The organism is Pandoraea morbifera, assembly GCF_902459575.1.
Taxonomy (GTDB): Bacteria; Pseudomonadota; Gammaproteobacteria; order Burkholderiales; family Burkholderiaceae; genus Pandoraea; species Pandoraea morbifera.
Genome location: NZ_CABPSD010000008.1, coordinates 202,122 through 219,354 on the forward strand (window position 1 = coordinate 202,122; position 17,233 = coordinate 219,354).

General features: G+C 67.1%; 14 protein-coding genes. 3 read left to right on the plus strand and 11 right to left on the minus strand.

What is annotated here, in order from left to right; genetic code table 11:
* Window positions 1-20: 20 nt before the first annotated feature.
* Window positions 21-1,775 carry a chloride channel protein gene (locus PMO31116_RS15075; protein WP_150567475.1) on the plus strand — a complete coding sequence of 585 codons (1,755 nt, stop codon included), beginning with the start codon at window positions 21-23 and terminating at the stop codon, window positions 1,773-1,775.
* 84 nt (window positions 1,776-1,859) lie between these two features.
* On the opposite strand, the gene PMO31116_RS15080 is transcribed toward PMO31116_RS15075, so the two are convergent.
* Window positions 1,860-3,236, minus strand: coding sequence for an MFS transporter (locus PMO31116_RS15080; protein ID WP_150567427.1), 1,377 nt, complete (start codon window positions 3,234-3,236; stop codon window positions 1,860-1,862).
* Window positions 3,237-3,520: 284 nt separating this feature from the next.
* A complete protein-coding gene (gene pobA, locus PMO31116_RS15085; protein WP_150567428.1) occupies window positions 3,521-4,699 on the minus strand; it encodes a 4-hydroxybenzoate 3-monooxygenase in 1,179 nt (392 codons plus the stop codon).
* Between the two features lie 279 nt (window positions 4,700-4,978).
* On the opposite strand from pobA, the gene PMO31116_RS15090 reads away from it, so the two are divergent.
* Window positions 4,979-5,908 carry a helix-turn-helix domain-containing protein gene (locus PMO31116_RS15090; protein WP_174971365.1) on the plus strand — a complete coding sequence of 310 codons (930 nt, stop codon included), beginning with the start codon at window positions 4,979-4,981 and terminating at the stop codon, window positions 5,906-5,908.
* Window positions 5,909-5,994: 86 nt separating this feature from the next.
* Here PMO31116_RS15090 and pcaD read toward each other — a convergent pair whose 3' ends face one another.
* From pcaD to pcaH, 5 genes are all read right to left on the minus strand, one after another.
* Window positions 5,995-6,801, minus strand: coding sequence for a 3-oxoadipate enol-lactonase (pcaD, locus tag PMO31116_RS15095; RefSeq protein WP_150567430.1), 807 nt, complete (start codon window positions 6,799-6,801; stop codon window positions 5,995-5,997).
* A 13-nt stretch (window positions 6,802-6,814) separates the two neighbouring features.
* On the minus strand, window positions 6,815-7,240 hold the full coding sequence (gene pcaC / locus PMO31116_RS15100) for a 4-carboxymuconolactone decarboxylase (protein WP_023597308.1): 426 nt from the start codon (window positions 7,238-7,240) through the stop codon (window positions 6,815-6,817).
* Window positions 7,237-8,613, minus strand: a complete 1,377-nt coding sequence (locus PMO31116_RS15105; RefSeq protein ID WP_150567431.1) for a 3-carboxy-cis,cis-muconate cycloisomerase — start codon at window positions 8,611-8,613, stop codon at window positions 7,237-7,239. The genes pcaC and PMO31116_RS15105 overlap by 4 nt, the downstream gene beginning before the upstream one ends.
* 111 nt (window positions 8,614-8,724) lie before the next feature.
* On the minus strand, window positions 8,725-9,315 hold the full coding sequence (pcaG, locus tag PMO31116_RS15110) for a protocatechuate 3,4-dioxygenase subunit alpha (RefSeq protein WP_023597310.1): 591 nt from the start codon (window positions 9,313-9,315) through the stop codon (window positions 8,725-8,727).
* A 3-nt stretch (window positions 9,316-9,318) separates the two neighbouring features.
* The gene (pcaH, locus tag PMO31116_RS15115) at window positions 9,319-10,029 is read right to left on the minus strand and encodes a protocatechuate 3,4-dioxygenase subunit beta (RefSeq protein ID WP_150567432.1); all 711 of its coding nucleotides are present in this window, start codon (window positions 10,027-10,029) and stop codon (window positions 9,319-9,321) included.
* Window positions 10,030-10,160: 131 nt separating this feature from the next.
* On the opposite strand from pcaH, the gene pcaQ reads away from it, so the two are divergent.
* Complete coding sequence (gene pcaQ, locus PMO31116_RS15120; protein WP_150567433.1) at window positions 10,161-11,108, plus strand: pca operon transcription factor PcaQ; 948 nt, start codon at window positions 10,161-10,163, stop codon at window positions 11,106-11,108.
* A 19-nt stretch (window positions 11,109-11,127) separates the two neighbouring features.
* Here pcaQ and PMO31116_RS15125 read toward each other — a convergent pair whose 3' ends face one another.
* The 4 genes from PMO31116_RS15125 to PMO31116_RS15140 form a co-directional block, all read right to left on the minus strand.
* Window positions 11,128-12,036 (minus strand): amidohydrolase family protein, encoded by a 909-nt coding sequence (locus PMO31116_RS15125; RefSeq protein WP_150567434.1) that lies wholly within the window; start codon window positions 12,034-12,036, stop codon window positions 11,128-11,130.
* A complete protein-coding gene (locus PMO31116_RS15130) occupies window positions 12,033-13,781 on the minus strand; it encodes an acyl-CoA dehydrogenase family protein (RefSeq protein ID WP_150567435.1) in 1,749 nt (582 codons plus the stop codon). Before PMO31116_RS15130 ends, PMO31116_RS15125 begins: the two co-directional genes overlap by 4 nt.
* Before the next feature lies 1 nt (window position 13,782).
* Window positions 13,783-15,657, minus strand: a complete 1,875-nt coding sequence (locus PMO31116_RS15135) for a feruloyl-CoA synthase (RefSeq protein ID WP_150567436.1) — start codon at window positions 15,655-15,657, stop codon at window positions 13,783-13,785.
* 83 nt (window positions 15,658-15,740) lie between these two features.
* A complete protein-coding gene (locus PMO31116_RS15140) occupies window positions 15,741-17,192 on the minus strand; it encodes an aldehyde dehydrogenase (protein ID WP_023873278.1) in 1,452 nt (483 codons plus the stop codon).
* Window positions 17,193-17,233: the final 41 nt, after the last annotated feature.

Genomic DNA, 17,233 nt, shown 5'->3' on the forward strand with positions numbered 1-17,233 from the left:
CGTCTTCGCACCACGCCCCGATGGCCGCGCCCGAGCATGCCCGCGACTTTTCGCGTTCGCCCGGCCTGCCACGCCTCATTGCGCTGGCCGCCGTCATCGGCTTTTGCGGCGTGCCCGCCGCGTGGCTGTTGCTCAACCTGATTCAGGGCTTCACGAACCTCTTCTTTTACCAGACGCTGTCCTTCGCGCCGCACTCCCCGGCCAATCACACGCTCGGTGCGGCAGTGATCGCGCTACCGGTGATCGGCGGTTTGATCGTGGGCGCCATGGCGCGCTTCGGCACCGACAAGATCCGCGGCCACGGCATTCCGGAAGCCATCGAAGCCATTCTGTTCGGCAAGAGCAAGATGTCGCCGCGCGTGGCCGTCCTCAAGCCGTTGTCGTCGGGCATCGTGATCGGCAGCGGCGGGCCGTTCGGCGCGGAAGGCCCGATCATCATGACGGGCGGCGCCCTGGGTTCGCTCATCGCACAGCACTTTCACCTGAGCGCCGCCGAGCGCAAGACGCTGCTCGTTGCGGGTGCGACCGCCGGCATGACGGCAGTGTTCGGCACGCCGGTCGCGGCCGTGTTGCTCGCCGTGGAACTGCTGCTGTTCGAATGGCGACCGCGCAGCCTGCTGCCGGTCATCACGGCCTGCGCGGTCGCGGGCTTCGCCCGACCGCTGCTGCTCGACGCCGGTCCGCTCTTTCCGCTGACGACGCCGGCCGTCGCTCCGATCGCGCTGCTCTCGTGCGTGATCGCCGGCGTTTGCGCCGGCATGCTGTCCGCCGGTATGTCGCGTGCGCTCTACGCCATCGAAGACGCCTTTCACAAACTGCCGGTGCACTGGATGTGGTGGCCGGCCATCGGCGGTCTCGCGGTCGGCATCGGCGGCTACTTCCAGCCGCGCGCGCTTGGCGTGGGATACGACGTGATCGCCGACCTGCTCAACGGTCACTTCACGATGCATGCCGCGCTCGCCCTGCTGCTCGTGAAAGCCATCATCTGGGCGATTGCACTCGGCTCGTGCACATCGGGCGGTGTTCTTGCGCCGTTGCTCATGATCGGCGCCGGGTTGGGCACGCTGCTCGCCCCGGTACTGCCCGGCGGCGACGTCTCGCTGTGGGCGCTGGTGTGCATGGCCGCCACGCTGGCCGGGGTGCTTGGCGCGCCCCTCACGGCGATCGTGTTCGCACTGGGCCTCACGCACGACGCCAATGCCCTGCTGCCGCTGCTGCTGACCTGCGGCATCTCCTACGGTGTGACGATCTGGATCATGCCGCGCTCGATCATGACCGAGAAGATCGCGCGGCGCGGGCGCCATATTCACCGCGAGTACGGCGTCGACCCACTCGAACGCCTGCACGTGGGCGAGTTGATGACGCGCGAACCGGAATCGCTCGATGCCGCCATGTCGATCGACGAGGCGGCTCGCACGGCGTTCGGCGCCGGACAGCGTCATCGCGCGTACCCGGTCATCGACGCCGCGCACAGCGTGCTCGGCATGGTGGATCGCCAGGCGCTCACGCGCGCGCAAACGCAAGGGCTGCAAACGCTGGGGCAACTTTACGGGGTGAATCCGCCGCTCGTGGCACTGCCGTCGGAAACCGGGCGCATCGTCTCGGCGCGCTTCGCCGCACATCATCTGGAGCGACTGCCGGTGGTAAGCGACGCCACGTCGCGCAAGCTGATCGGCATCATCAGCCGCAGCGACCTCGTCAAGCCGGCCGAGCACTGGCGCTCCGAGGAGGAAGTCCGCGAGCGCATGATTCATCTCGGACGCCGGCGCAACTGACCGCCGTTGCGCCGGCGAAAAAAAAGCGGCGCACCTGGCGCCGCGTTCGGTACTGCCGCATGGGGCGGCGGCCGCCGCCGACAGTCAGTGCATCGCGGCGGAATTGCGGGCATCGGCCGCGGCGGCCGCGCTCAGGCCATTGGCACGTTCCCAGGCGTTCTTGGCAAGCAGCGCGACGGTGGCGATCAGGGCCGGAATCGCGAGCAGCGAGAACGTCGAGGCGAAGCCCAGATGACGACGCATCAGTTCGGCGCCGAGCAACGCGCCGGCGATGCCGCCGAAGCGTCCGATGCCCAGCATCCACGCCACGCCCGTGGCGCGGCCGTGCGTCGGGTAGAACATGGCTGCCAGTGACGGCATCGACGACTGTGCGCCGTTCATCGCCGTACCGGCCAGGAAGATCAGCGCGACCAGCAGTCCGATATTGCCCATCGCCTGCCCCACCGCGTACACCAGCACTGCCGTGAGCGCGTATCCGGCCGCCACCACCTTCTGCGCGTTGAACCGATCCATGAACCAACCGGACAGAATCGTGCCGATGCCGCCGCCCAGCGGGAATAGCGCGGTGATCAGCGCCGCGCGTTCGATGGTGAAGCCTGCGTCCTTGAACAGGATCGGCATCCAGCTCGTGAGCAGATAGAAGATCACGAGGCCCATGAAGTAGGTGACCCACAGCATCAGCGAGCCGAAGCCGTATTGCTTCGAGAGCACGACACCGATGGCCGAGCCGGCATGCTTCGGCGCCGCTTCGTTCACCGTGAACACGCCCACATCGTCGAGCGACTCCCCCGAAATGCGCGACAGAATGCGGCGTACGCGATCGATCGGCTTGCCCTGCACCACGAGGAACTTCACCGACTCCGGCAGGCAGAGCACCAACAGGACCGACAGCACCAGCGGCAGCACGCCGCCGAGCACCAGCACACTGTGCCAGCCAAAATGCGGAATCAGCCACGAGGCGACGAAGCCGCCGACCGAGGCGCCGAGCGGGAACCCGCAGAACATCGTGTTGACGATCACCGCGCGGCGTGGCTGGGGCGCGTATTCGGAAATCAACGTCACGGCGTTGGGCATGGCGGCGCCCAGCCCGAGGCCGGTCAGAAAGCGCAGTACCGTGAGTGTTTCGAGATCCTGCGCGAACGCCGTGGCAAGACTCGCCACGCCGAAGAAGACCACGGAGAGCACCAGCATCGTCTTGCGGCCGAGCCGGTCGGCGAGCGGCCCGGCGAAGATCGCCCCGCCCGCCAGGCCGAACAGCGCCGCCGAGAGCACCGGTCCGAGCGAGCCCTTGTCGATGTGCCACTGCTGCACGAGCGCCGGCGCAATGTAGCCGATGGCAGCGGTATCGAAGCCGTCGATGGCGACGATGAAGAAACACAGGATCAGCACCAGCCACTGATAGCCGGAAAAGCGTTGTGCGTTGATATAGGCGGGCACATCCACCGTGCGCGGTTGCGTCATGAAACTGTCTCCTGGGGGCGTGGCCGCCCCGCTTGTCATCCCATTATTGTTATTGGAATCCGGCGTCGCCCGTGTGCGTGCCTTGGGTCGGGGGTAGCGCGCGTTGCCTGCCCGGCGGCGTCTCGAATTCCGACGCTACTGTACGACGTTCGACCGCTCCCCGAAATGATCTTTCGTCAGGCCATCCATAACAGGGGGTTATGGACGGCGGCGCCGGCCGCGGCAGCTACGGTGGCCAGGCAGCCGCCCACCCACTACGCCAGCCCTTTTGCGGCCTGGCGCGATCAGGCCAACGGCAATCCGACGTAGTTCTCGGCCAGCATGAGTGACGCCGCGCGCGAACTCACCACGTATTCCAGTTCGGCGCGTTGCATCTGCTGCTCGAACGGCGTCGCGTCGTCGAGCCGGTGCAGCATGCGCGTCATCCAGTAGGAGAAGTGCTCAGCGCGCCAGATTCGCTTGAGCGCCGCCTCGGAGTATCCCCGCAACCCGGCCTCGCTGTCACGATGGAAGAAGTCATCGAGCGCGCGGGCCAGACGCCAGACGTCGGCCACGGCGAGGTTCATGCCCTTCGCGCCCGTCGGCGGCACGATGTGTGCGGCGTCGCCGGCCAGGAACAGGCGGCCGTGCTGCATGGGCGTGGCGACAAAGCTGCGCATGGCGACCACGTTCTTCTGAAAGATCGGGCCTTCGGTCAGGCGCCAGCCGTCGGTCGTCTGCGTGCGCGTTTGCAGTTCGTGCCAGATCCGCTCGTCGGTCCAATCCTCGGCCCGCTCGCTCGGGTCGCATTGGAAGTACATGCGCTGTACCGTGGGCGAGCGCGTGCTGATGAGCGCGAAGCCGCGTTCGTGCGCCGCGTAGATCAGTTCGTCCGACGACGGCGGCGCCTGCACCAGCACGCCGAACCACCCGAACGGATACACACGCTGGTACTCCTTGCGCACCGACGTGGGCATCGCGGGGCGGCACACGCCGTGAAAGCCGTCGCAACCGGCAACGAAGTCGCACGTCAGGCGATGCGTCTGGCCGTTCGCCGTGAACTGTACGCTCGGCTGCGCGCTGTCGATGTCGTGGACGGACACGTCGGAGACGTCGAACAGCATCTCGCCCTGCACCGCTTCGCGCGCCGCGATCAGGTCCTTGATGACTTCGTGTTGAGCGTAGACGGTGATGGCACGCCCCGTCAGTTCGGTGAGCGCAATGCGATGACGCTCGCCGCCGAAGGCGAGCTCCACGCCATGATGCACCGCGCCCTCGCGACGCATGCGCTCGCCGACGCCCGTTTCGTTGAGGATGTCCATCGTGCCTTGCTCCAGCACACCGGCGCGAATCGTCGATTCGACCGCCTCGCGCGAGCGCGATTCGAGCACGACCGACGCAATGCCTTGCAGGTGAAGCAAATGGGAAAGCAGCAGACCGGCGGGACCGGCCCCCACGATGACGACGGGGTAATGAGTGCGCATGAGTTGTCTCCTGTAATGGCTACGTCCTCGTGCGGGTAGCGCCTGCCGGGCAGGTCGCGGCATGAAATACGGCAAGCGTGCGGATTGCATTTCTTGGCTGCCTTTCGCACGCTGCCTCCCCTTAGGACTGCGCGTAAACGAGCATGTCGAAAGCGGCTCTCATACCTTGTCACGAGGAGCGAATGCGTCATATCTTATGGAGCACGCGCGTCGCATTGAATGGATGAATCGACGACTTTCTTGTACTTTTTCGACAACTTCGCCCGAGGGAAAACCAGTATGTCAGGCGCGTCATCCCGGCTGCGCGCGGCGCGCGAGACGATCCCCGAATTTTCGCTGTATGGCGAGATGGCGGAAACCGACAGTGCGGATTTCGTCCATATCGAATGGATCGAAACGCGCAGCCGACTCTACGACTGGCACATCGACACGCACCGCCATCTGGGGCTGTTTCAGGTACTCGCGATATTCGAGGGCACGGTCGAAGCCAACGTCGACGAGTCCACCTGGGTCGTCGAGGGACCGGCCGTCATTACGGTGCACCCTTCGGCGGTGCACAACTTCCGCTTCTCGCGCGGCGCGCACGGCTTCGTGCTGACCATGGCACAGAGCGTGCCGTTCGATACGTCCATCGGCGCGGACGCCGACATGGCCGCGCTGCTGCGCAAGCCCTGGCTCTTCACGCTCGGCGACGCCCCCCAGACGCGCGATCGTCTCTACACCCTGCTCGGCTTGATCATGGACGAATTCTCGCGACCGCAACTGGGGCACGGGGAAATGGTCGGTTGGCTCACCCGCAGCGTGCTGCTGCTGCTCGCACGGCTGCATGCGCACCACGATTCGGCCACCCGCGCGGGGCGTACCGAACTGGATCTTTTCGCACGCTTTCGCGCGCTCGTGGAATCGCATTACACCGAAGCCTGGTCGGTGCCCACATATGCCGAACGACTGCACGTGACCGAGAGCAAGCTCAATCGGCTGTGCCGCCGCATCGCGGGCAAGTCGGCGTTCGATCTGGTGCAGGATCGCCTGATGCTCGAGGCCCGGCGCAAGCTCATCTATATCCCCGCGCCCGTGTCGCACGTGGCATACGAGCTCGGTTTTCAGGACCCGGCCTACTTCTGCCGCGTATTCAAGCGGCATGTCGGCGTGACGCCTTCGGCTTTCCGGCGCGACGCGCAACACGCCCATCTGGGCGACGAACCATAACCTCTGTGGCGCGTTGGCGGGTTGGCGGGGCAACGCCGTCGCGCGCCCCGCCCCGCGCTCTCACGCCCTCATCGGCGCGGCGCCGTTCATGCGCCGACCGGCGTCTTCCCCCGCAGGAAAGTCAGCAGCGCCTCGGTCACGGCGCTCGCACATTCGATGTTCGACAGATGCGCGCCGGGCACGATGACCTGGCGTGCGCCGCGAATGCGCTCCACGATGGCCGTCGACATGGCCGGCGGCGTAGCGAGATCGCCCTCACCGGTGACGACCAGCGTGGGCGCCTCGATCGCCGCGATCTCGTCGAGCTGGTTCATGTCGCGCACGGCCGCGCACGCCGCCGCATACCCCGTCGCCGAGAGCGAGCGGAACATCGCTTTCATGCGCTCGACGAGCGCCGGTTCGCGCTCTGCGAACGCCGGCGTGAACCAGCGCGACACCACCGCATCGACGACGGCCGTCATGCCATCGGATTGCACAGCACGAATGCGCGCGTTCCAGCCGTCCTCGCCGCCGATGTGCGCGGACGAGCACACGATCGCCAGACGCGCCAGGCGGTGCGGTGCATGAATGCCCAGCCACATGCCCGTCATCCCGCCCATCGACACGCCCGCCAGACTCGCGCGCTCGATCTTCAGCGCATCGAGCAGTGCCAGCACGTCGCGGCCGAGCTGGCCAATCGTGTACGGACCCGGCGTCACCGACGATCCGCCGTGGCCGCGCGTGTCGTAACGAATCACCCGGAATTCCCGGGCGAGCGCGGGCACCTGCGGTGCCCACATGTCGAGTGTGGTGCCCAGCGAGTTCGACAGCACCAGCGCGGGTGCGCTCTCGTCGCCATCGATCGCCACACGCAGCGTGGCGCCGTCGACTTCGATCAAACGTTCCATCGTCATGCGGTCCGCCTCCTCAGCCCTGAGCGCCATCGCGCGCGCGCGTGGTCGAACCGGGGTTGGCGGCTTCCATCTCCGCGAAGACTTTCTCTGCGTCGTGGATCGCCTGGTTCGCCGCGGGCAGACCGCAATACAGCGCGGCATGCAGGAACAGTTCCTTCATCTCCTCTCGCGTCACGCCGTTGTTGAATGCGGCACGCACATGCATGCGAAATTCATCGCCACGGTTGAGCGCGATGAGCAGCGAGAGAGTGACCATGCTGCGCATGTGGCGCGTGAGGCCGGGACGTGTCCATACGTCTCCCCAGGCAAAGCGCGTGATGAAATTCTGGAAGTCGTCGTTGAAGTCGTTGATGTGGCTGAGCGAGCGGTCCACGTGCGCATCGCCGAGCACGGCACGGCGCACCTGCATGCCGTTGTCGTAGCGTTCCTGATCGTTCATTGGGATTTCCTGCCGGAAAGGTTGAGCGCGAGCGCCGCATCGGCCAGCGCGAGCACACGGCTCACGAACGTGTCTGCGGCGCCCAGATAATGTTGCGGATCGGCCAGACGTTCGAGCGTCTCGCCGGAAAGGGTGCGGGCGATCTCGGTGTCGTCGCGCAGCACGTCGAGCAGATGACGCTGCCGCGCGATGGCTTCGCGGCAGCAGGCCTCCACGCGGCGGTGCGCTTCGAGCCGGCCCATGGACTCGCCCAGCGCCATGGTCACGGCCTCGGCCATGATCAGCCCGCGCGTGATGTCCACGTTCTCGCGCATGCGCGCGGTGTCGACGGTCCAGTCCGCCACGAGCGTGCGTGCCGTCGCCAAGGCCCCACCGCACAACATCAGCAGTTCGGGCAATGCTTCCCATTCGGCGTGCCAGGTGCCAAGACCACGCTCATGGTCCTGCTGCATGGCGGAGAACAGCGTGGCGGCGAGTTGCGGCGTGCGCGCCGCGGCGGTGAGTATCGCCGCGCAGCCGACCGGGTTGCGTTTGTGCGGCATGGTGGACGAGCCGCCGCGTCCCGGTCCCGACGCCTCCGCGATCTCGCCGACTTCGGTCTGCGTGAGCATCGCCGTGTCACGCGCGAACTTGCCCAGTGAGCCGGTGAGCGACGCGGCCCAGCTGCCCACGCGCACAATGCGGTCGCGCTGGCCGTGCCAGGGCGTCGCGGCGTTGCGCAGGCCGAGATGCCGGGCAAGCGCCGCGGCCACCGCGGGCCCATGCTCGCCGAGCGACGCCAGCGTACCCGCCGCACCGCCAAACTGCACACACAGGGCTTGCTCGCGCACCTCGGCCAATTCTGCCCGCGCGCGCAGCAACGCGTCGAGCGTGCCGGCGAGCTTGAGGCCGAACGTGATCGGCAAGGCATGCTGCAGCCAGGTGCGTCCGACCATGACGGTGGCGCGGTGCTGCCGGACCTGCTCGGCCAGCTGGGCGAGCAGGCCGTCGAGGTCGGCGCCGAGATCGTCGAGCGCGCCGCGCACTTGCAGCACGAGGCCGGTGTCGATGGCGTCCTGGCTGGTGGCCCCCCAGTGCACGAAGCGCGCGGCTTCGGCGTCGCGCGCGGCAACGAGGGCGGTGAGTTGCTTGACCAGGGGGATGGCAAGGTTGCCCGCGCGGGCCGCGGCATCGCGCAGCGCGGGCCAATCGAGGTCGTCGGCGCGCGCGGCGGCGGCAATCGGAGCGATGGCTGCGCCCGGAATTACTCCGGTTTCGGCTTCGGCGGCGGCAAGCGCCATTTCGAAGTCGAGCATGCCCTGAAGCGTGGCGTCGCGCGAAAAACGCGCCGTCACGGCGGAGCCGCGCAGCAAGGAGTCAAGCAGTTCCGTCATCGGAGAATCGATGGTTGGTGCGTTGCAAAAATGCAGATACGACCTCGGGCCGCCGGCACCATCGTGCCGGCAGCCCGAGGCCGCGCCAGTTTCAGCCTTGCATGACCGACATCAGAGGTCGAGGAACACCGTCTCCTCGTCGCCCTGCATGCGGATGTCGAACCGATACGACACACGGCCACCGGTCACCTCGCGGCGGGCGATCAACGTGTGGCGCCGCTCGGCCGGCACTTGCTGCAGCACGGGGTCGGCCGCGTTGGCCGATGCCTCGTCGTCGAAATAGATACGCGTAAACAGATGATTGAGCAAGCCCCGCATCGTCAGGATCACGTCGATGCGCGGTGCCTCGCCCGGCGCGGCGGCGCCCGGCTTGACCGTCTCGATGACGAAGCGATTCTCCGCATCGGTGCCGGTGCCGCATCGGCCGGCGCCCGCAAAGCCGGTGCGCTCGATGTCTTCGGCGGTGCGCACGTAGTTGCCGTGCGCGTCGGCCTGCACCACTTCGATCAGGGCATCGTTGATCGGATTGCCCGCGCCATCGTATACGCAGCCGATCAGGCGGATGCGCTCGCCCTCGGCGCGATCGCCGGCCACCACGGGCGTGAAGGCGCTCTTGAAGTCGTACAGGTACTGCTCCGGCGACAGGCCGTAGGCGAAATACGGGCCGACGGTTTGCGACGGCGTTTGCTGGTAATCGGACATGACTCAGGACTCCATCGGCGTTTGGTCGGCACCGCGCAGCACGATGTCGAATTCATAACCCAGCGCGTACTCGGGCTCCGTGATATCCATCGAGAAGCGCGCGATCAAACGGTCGCGGGCGTGCGCCGGCGTGGCCTGGAAGATCGGGTCGTAGGCCAGCAGCGGGTCGCCCGGGAAATACATCTGCGTCACCAGGCGAGTCGCGAAGTAGTGGCCGAACACCGAAAAGTGAAGATGCTGCGGACGCCATGCATTGTGGTGGTTCTTCCACGGATAGGCGCCCGGCTTGATGGTCAGAAACTTGTAGCGGCCTTGCGCATCGGTCAGCGCGCGGCCGGCGCCGAGGAAGTTCGGGTCGAGCGGCGCGTCGTGCTGGTCCACCTTGTGCACGTAGCGGCCGCACGCGTTGGCCTGCCACAGCTCCACGAGCGTGTTGGGCACCGGGCGGCCGCCCTCGTCGAGCACGCGGCCCGTGACGATCATCCGCTCGCCGAGGGGCTCGCCGTTGCGCACCGCATTACGCGTGAGATCACCGTCGAGCGCGCCGATGATGCCGTTTCCGTAGACCGGCGAGCGCAGATCGGCGAGGTTCTGCTTGACGGGGATGAGCAACTGCTTGGGGCCGCGCAACGCCGTGGACTTGTATCCGCTGTCGATGAGCCTGGGATGCGAATCCCAGTCGCGCGGGCGCAGGACGGTTGTCGTGTTCGACATGGTCTCACTCCATTTCGTGTTGTCTGTCCGGGCAGGCGCCGTGGCCTGTCACCGGTCGGTTTTCGACACTATATCCATAATCAAAGGATATATTTATTGACATTTTCTTAGGCTTTTCATAACTTTCCGGCATGGAAAGACATCTACTCGATGGGCGCATCAAGCTGCGCCATCTGCAATGCCTGCTGGCCGTGGCGCAGCACGGCAGCCTTCAGCGCGCCGCCGAGGCCCTGTCCATCACGCAACCCGCCGTGAGCAAGACGATTGCCGAACTCGAGGGCCTGCTTGGCGTGCGCCTGTTCGAGCGCGGGCGCAACGGCGCCCGGCCCACCGCGCAAGCCGAGTTGTTCCTGCGGCATGCCGGGGCGAGCGTGAGCGCGCTGCGCCAGGGCATCGACGTGCTCTCGCGTGCCGTCGGCCAGACCGGCGGCGTGATCTCCCTTGCCGTGCTGCCCACGCTGGCCGCCGCCATGATGCCCGCCGTGCTCGAGACGTTCCGGCGGGAATGGCCCGGCATCGTGGTGCAGGTGCATACCGGTGCGAACCAGCAATTGCTCACCCGGCTCAAGTCCGGCGAAATGACGCTCGCGCTGGGCCGGATGTCGGACCCCGAGGGCATGGCGGGGCTCACGTTCGAGCACCTTTGCGCCACGCCGTTGTGCGTGGTGGTGCGCCCGGCGCATCCGCTCGTCCAGCAGCGTCGTGTGTCGATGGCCGATCTCGCGGACCATCACGTGATCCTGCCGCCGCATGGCACGATCCTGCGTCATACGGCCGACAGCTTCTTGCGAGCGCATGGCGTGGGCACGCTCGACGACTATTCCGAGTTGCTTTCGATGTCGCTCGCCCGTGCCATGACGTTGCGCGACGACGTGGTGTGGATCGCCTCCGAGATCACCGTGCAGGACGATCTCGCCGAAGGCACGCTGTGCGCGCTGCCCTTCGCCACGAAAGGGACCGAGGAATCCATCGGCATTCTGTGGCGCAACGACACCGTGCCGACCCCGCCCGAGCAGACGCTCATCAGCGCCATGCGCGAAGCGGCGCGCGTGCGCTACGGCGTGCCGGGGCTGCGCTGAAGCGCTCACGCGCGAGCCCTCATCCATGAGACCCGGCCGCCGCATGTCCTGGCGTCGACAGCCCGAGCATGCGCACCGCGTTGTCCTTGAGCAGCAGCGGCCTGACCTCGTCGCGAAAGCCGGCGGTCTCGAAGTCGCGCAGCCAGCGATCGGGCGCGATGAGCGGAAAGTCGGAACCGAACAGCATCTTCTCCCGCAGCAACGAGTTGGCGTACTGGATCAGTTCCGGCGAGAAATACTTCGGTGACCAGCCCGACAGGTCGATGTAGACGTTCGGCTTGTGCAGCGCGATCGACAGGGCCTGAGACTGCCACGGCCAGGACGGATGCGCGATCACGATGTTCATCTCGGGGAAGTCGGTCGCCACATCGTCCAGGTGGATCGGTTCGGAGAACTTGAGCCGTAAACCGCCCCCGCCCGGCATGCCGGATCCGATGCCCGAATGTCCGCTGTGGAACACGGCCGTGAGGCGATACTCCGCGATCAGCTCGTACATCGGGTACGCCATGCGGTCATTGGCGAAAAACCCCTGCATGGTCGGATGGAACTTGAAGCCGCGCACGCCGAATTCCTCGACGAGCCGTCGCGCTTCGCGCACGCCCATGCGACCCTTGTGCGGATCGATGCTCGCGAACGCGATCATGATGTCCGCATTCTCCTGGGCATAGCCCGCGATCTCTTCGTTCGGAATGCGGCGGCGCCCGATGTTTGCCTCGCAATCGACGGTAAACATCACGAAGCCGATGTTGCGCTCCCGGTAATGCGCGATCGTCTCGGGAATGGTGGGCCGGCGGTTCTGCTTGAGCACGGTGCCGAAATACTTGTCGGCGGCATCGTCGAAGGCCTTGCCGAACAGGTCCGGCGGCTGGCAGCACGACACTTCGGCGTGCACGTGCGTATCGATGGCGACGAGTTTGTCGAGATTCATTCGGCCGTCTCCGGATCGAGGATCTGCGCCGCGACGATCGCCAGCGCCCGGCGCGTCTCCGGCAGTTCGAACTTCAGCCAATGGCGCGCGGCGCGACGTTTGCCGCCGTGCCCCGATTGGCCGGATGCTGCCACCCGATGCTCCGCGAGCGCTGCCTGCGCCCACAAGCCCGCCAGCGACAACCCGTGAACCACGCGCATCATCTCGCCGGCCACACACAGCGCCGCGCGCGGCGAGGAATGTGTGAGAGCGACGATCTGAGGCAGCACCGTCACGCCTTCGTCGAGCACGGCCATGGCGGCGCCGAACCCGTCGAGACCGGGGAGCGTGCGCGCCTGGGCAGCCTGCGCGCGCGCCCAGGCGAGCCATTGACACAGCACCGCGCCATCGTCGCGCGCGATCTTGCGCAGCATCAGGTCGATGGCCTGGATCTCGTTGGTGCCCTCGTAGATCATGGGAATACGGGCGTCGCGCAGGTACTGGGCGATGCCCGTCTCCTCGACATAGCCATAGCCGCCGAATACCTGCAACGCAGCGCTCGCCCCGTGGAAAGCCTGTTCGGTCGACATCGCCTTGACCACCGGCGTGAGCAGCGCCGCCAGCGCATCCGCCTGCGCCCGCGCTGTCGCCGAATCGGCGTGATGCGACTCGTCGATGGCCAGCGCGGCGCGATACAACAGCAATCGTGCGCCTTCGACGGCTACACGTTGCCCTTCGAGCAGACGCCATACCGCGGGATGCCGGGCAATGGGGGCACCGGCCGGCGCGCCGGGCACGCGCGACTGCACCCGCTCGTTCGCGTGACGCTCGGCCATTTCGCATGCTTGCTGCGCCAGCCCGACGCCCGAAGCCCCCACATGCAGCCGCGCCGAATTCATCATCGCGAACATGGCTTCGAGTCCGCGATGCGGCTGGCCGACCAGATACCCGATCGCCCCCTCGAAGGCCATCGAGCATGTGGCGCTGCCGCGAATGCCCATCTTGTGCTCGATGCCGGTGCAGTGCACGGCATTGCGCTCGCCGCCGGCCAGCACCTTGGGCACGAGGAACAGCGACAGACCGCCGCTTCCGGCCGGGGCTTGCGGCGTCCGGGCGAGCACAAGGTGCACGATGTTCGGCGTGAGATCCTGTTCGCCGCCCGAGATGAATATCTTCTCGCCGGTCACGCGCACCGTGCCCGACGCTTCGTCGACCCATTCGGCGCGCGTGCGGATCTGGCCCAGATCGCTGCCCGCTCCCGGCTCGGTGAGGGCCATGGTCGCGAGCCAGTCTCCGCTCACCAACGGTCCGAGCCACGTCTCGCGCAATGCCTCGCTACCGAAACGGTGGACACACTCGTAGGCACCATGAAGGATGCCGGGATACATCGTCCAGGCGAGGTTGGCGCCCGCCGTGAGTTCCTGCACGGCCACTTGCGCGACCACCGGCAGGCCCTGCCCGCCAAGTGACGGATCGCACGGCAGCGACGGCCAGCCGGCATCGCGGTACTGGCGGTAGGCGTCGGTGAAGCCGGCAGGCGTTCGCACCTCACCGTCGCGCCACGAGCAACCCTCCCGATCGCCTACGGCGTTCAGTGGCGCGAGTACCTCGCGCGCGAAGCGCGCCGCCTCGTCGACGACCTGCACCAACGTTGCCGTATCGAGCTCCCGGTAGGGCGCCAGGCGCGTGAGCGCCTCGCCCACGCCGAGCGTGTCCAGCACGAACGCAATGTCGTGCGCCGCGCTTTGCAGTTTCGGTTCGTGCATGTCAGCGTCTCGCGGGCGCGAGGATGATGTGGGGCGTGCCCTCACACGCCGCGTGCAATGCCTCGACCGCGGCCGCGCGATGATCCTGCACCGCGCGCTGATTGATCGAGCCCTTGTCGGTCACTTCGCCGCGATCGAGCGACGGCGGCGTGTCGAGCAACATCAGGCGGGCCACGTAGGTGGCGCTGCCGCCCGCCGACGCGTTGAGCGTTGCCAGCAGTGTCGTGAAGGCGTCCCGCACGGGCGGCGCGGCGAGTACGTCGGCCAGCGGCGCATCGTTGGGCAGGCCGCTCAGGCGTCGGCAATCCTCCACGCGGGGAAAGATCATCAGGCCGATGTCGTCGCGATTGATGCCGGTGACCACCGCGTCCTGGACGTAAGGCGCACCTTCCGAAATCACACGGGCGCGCAACGGACCGACGCTCACGAACGTGCCGGAACTGAGCTTGAAGTCCTCGGTGATGCGTCCGTCGAATTGCAGGCCGATCTCCGGGTGCGCCGGGTCGACGAACGTCGCCGCGTCGCCGGTGCGGTAGTAGCCCTCTTCGTCGAATACCGGATCGGTGGATTCATGTCGCCAGTACCCGGCCATGACGTTCGGCCCGCGAAACCGCACTTCGAGCTTGCCGCCCACGGGGGCGAGCTTGACCTCGCAGCCCGGCGCCGGCAAGCCGATGTACCCCGCGCGCATGATCGGCCCGGTCGTGAACATGCAGCTCGGCGACGTCTCGGTCATGCCCAGCCCCGACATGATGCGAATGCGCTCGCCGCAATGCTGCTCCGTCACGCGCTCCAGCCGGTCCCACGCCGCCTGCGACAGTCCCGCCCCGCCAAAGAAATACAGGTTCACCCGCGCGAAGAAGCGCTCGCGCAACGCGGCGTCGCGCTCGAGGGCGATGGCAAGGTCTTCCCATCCCTTCGGCACGTTGAAGTAGACGGTCGGCGAAATCTCGCGCAGGTTGCGCAGCGTCTCCTCGAACTTCCCGGCGACGGGCTTGCCGTCGTCGATGTAGAGCGTGCCGCCGTTGTACAGCGCGATACCGACGTTATGACTGCCGCCATAGGTGTGATTCCACGGCAGCCAGTCCACCAGCACCGGCGGGGCCTCGCCGAAGGTCGGGAAGGTTTGCAGCAGCATCTGCTGATTGCTGCACAGCATGCGCTGCGTGGTCGGCACCGCCTTCGGCGAACGCGTCGAGCCGGACGTAAAGAGGATCTTGGCCACGGTGTCGCCGTTGACCCGGGCATGCGCGGCGTCGATATCGCGCGGCACCGCCTCGAGCAGCGCGTCGAAACCCAGCGTGCCGCCGTCACCGCACGCCGTGACGCGAATCACATCCTCGCCCAGCACTGCGTCCATCGCCTTGCCGTAGGCGTTCGCATCGGTTGCGTAGACGAGGCCCGGGCGCAGCACACCCAGCGTGTGGCGCAGCTTGCCGAAGTCCGTCGACACGATGGAATACGCCGGCGAAATCGGCGCGAACGGCACGCCCGCATACATCGCGCCGAGGGCCAACTGAAAATGTTCGAGATCGTTGCCGGACAGGATCGCGATGGGACGCTGCGCCGACAACCCGCGATCGCGCAACGCCTGACCGATGGCGCGCGCGCGCAACAGCATCTGCGCGTATGTGATGCCGATCCACGCGCCGTCGGGACCGCGCCGTGCGATCAGCCACCGGTCAGGATGCCGGGCCGCGCCCGACACGAGCCGATCGGTCAATCGCTCGGGAAAGTCGCCCAGCGCTTCACGCGAGCGCAGATACCAGAACTCGCCGTCGCGACGCACCTCGACACCGGGATTGCCGATGCTGACCGGCCGATAGCGGTGCGCGGCGATGTCCGGGCTGGCCGCCGTGTTGTTGCCTTGGTTCAAAACACTGTCTCCTGCTTCGAACCCGCCGCGACGCGTTCTCGGTCGCGTTCGCCGGCGGGCACATCCTCATCCCTTCGGGAAGTTCAGATCGGGTAGTGGCGCGGGGTCGTCTGCACGGTGATCCAGCGCAGCTCCGTGAACTCGCCAATGGACGCCTTGCTGCCGAAGCGACCGTATCCGCTCGCCTTCACTCCGCCGAACGGCATCTGGGCTTCGTCGTGCACGGTCGGGCCGTTGATGTGACAGATGCCGGATTCGATGCGTCGCGCCAGTTGCAGCGCACGCGACACGTCGCGGCTGAAGATCGCCGCCGACAATCCGAACTCGCTGTCGTTGGCGAGCGCCACCGCTTCGTCGTCGCCCTGAACGCGCTGGATCGTGACCACCGGGCCGAACGACTCTTCGCGATACAGGCGCATTGCGGGTGTCACGCCGTCGACGATGGTCGCCTGCATGATCGCCCCCTCGACACGGCAGCCGAGCGGCAGCCGGGCGCCATGCTCACGGGCATCCTCGACGAGCGCCGCCACGCGCGACGCTGCCTGCGCACTCACCATCGCGCCAAGCACGCTCTCGGGCGACGTCGGCGCGCCCGCGTGCAGCGTTGCCGCCTTGGCGGTGAGCTTCTCGACGAAGGCGTCGGCCACGCGGGCGTCGACGATCACGCGCTCCGTCGACATGCAAATCTGCCCCTGGTTGAAAAACGCACCGAACGCAATGCCATCGACCGCGGCGTCCAGATCGGCGTCGTCGAGCACGAGCACGGGCGCCTTGCCCCCCAGCTCCAGCAGCGCGGGCTTCAGATGCTCGGCCGCCACACGGGCGATGATGCGCCCCACATGCGTGGAGCCGGTGAAGTTCACGCGTCGCACGGCCGGGTGCGCGATCAGCCGCGCCACGATCTCGCCGGCATCCTCGGGCGCATTCGTCACGACATTGACCACGCCGTCACCGAGGCCAGCCTCGTGCAGGCAGGCGCCGATCAGCGCGTGCACGCCGGGACATTGCTCCGACGCCTTGAGCACGACCGTGTTGCCGCACGCCAGCGGCATGGCCAGCGCACGCGTCGCGAGAATGACCGGCGCGTTCCAGGGCGCGATCCCAAGCACCACGCCGACCGGCGAGCGCACGGCCATCGCGAGACTGCCGGGCACATCGCTCGGAATGACGCTGCCGTCGATCTGCGTGGTCATCGCGGCGGCTTCTCGCAACATGTTGGCCGCCAGCATGACATTGAAGCCATACCAGTTGGCCATCGCCCCCGTCTCGGCTGCACCGATGGCGATGAAGTCCGCCGCGCGGGCGTCCATGCGTTCGGCTGCCGCGAGCAGGCGCTGACGACGTGCGGTCGGCGAGAGCGCCGCCCACGCCGGGAACGCCGCCTGCGCGGCGTCGGCGGCGGCATCGGCGTCGGCGAGCGTCGCCGCCGGCGCACGCGACGCCACGGCGCCCGTCACCGGATCGATCCGCTCGAACGTCGCGCCCCCCTGCGCGCCGCGCCACTGGCCGCCAATCAGCATCTGTACGTCATGCATCGCGTCAATCCTCTCTCGTTCGTTGCATCGCGTGAGTCGGT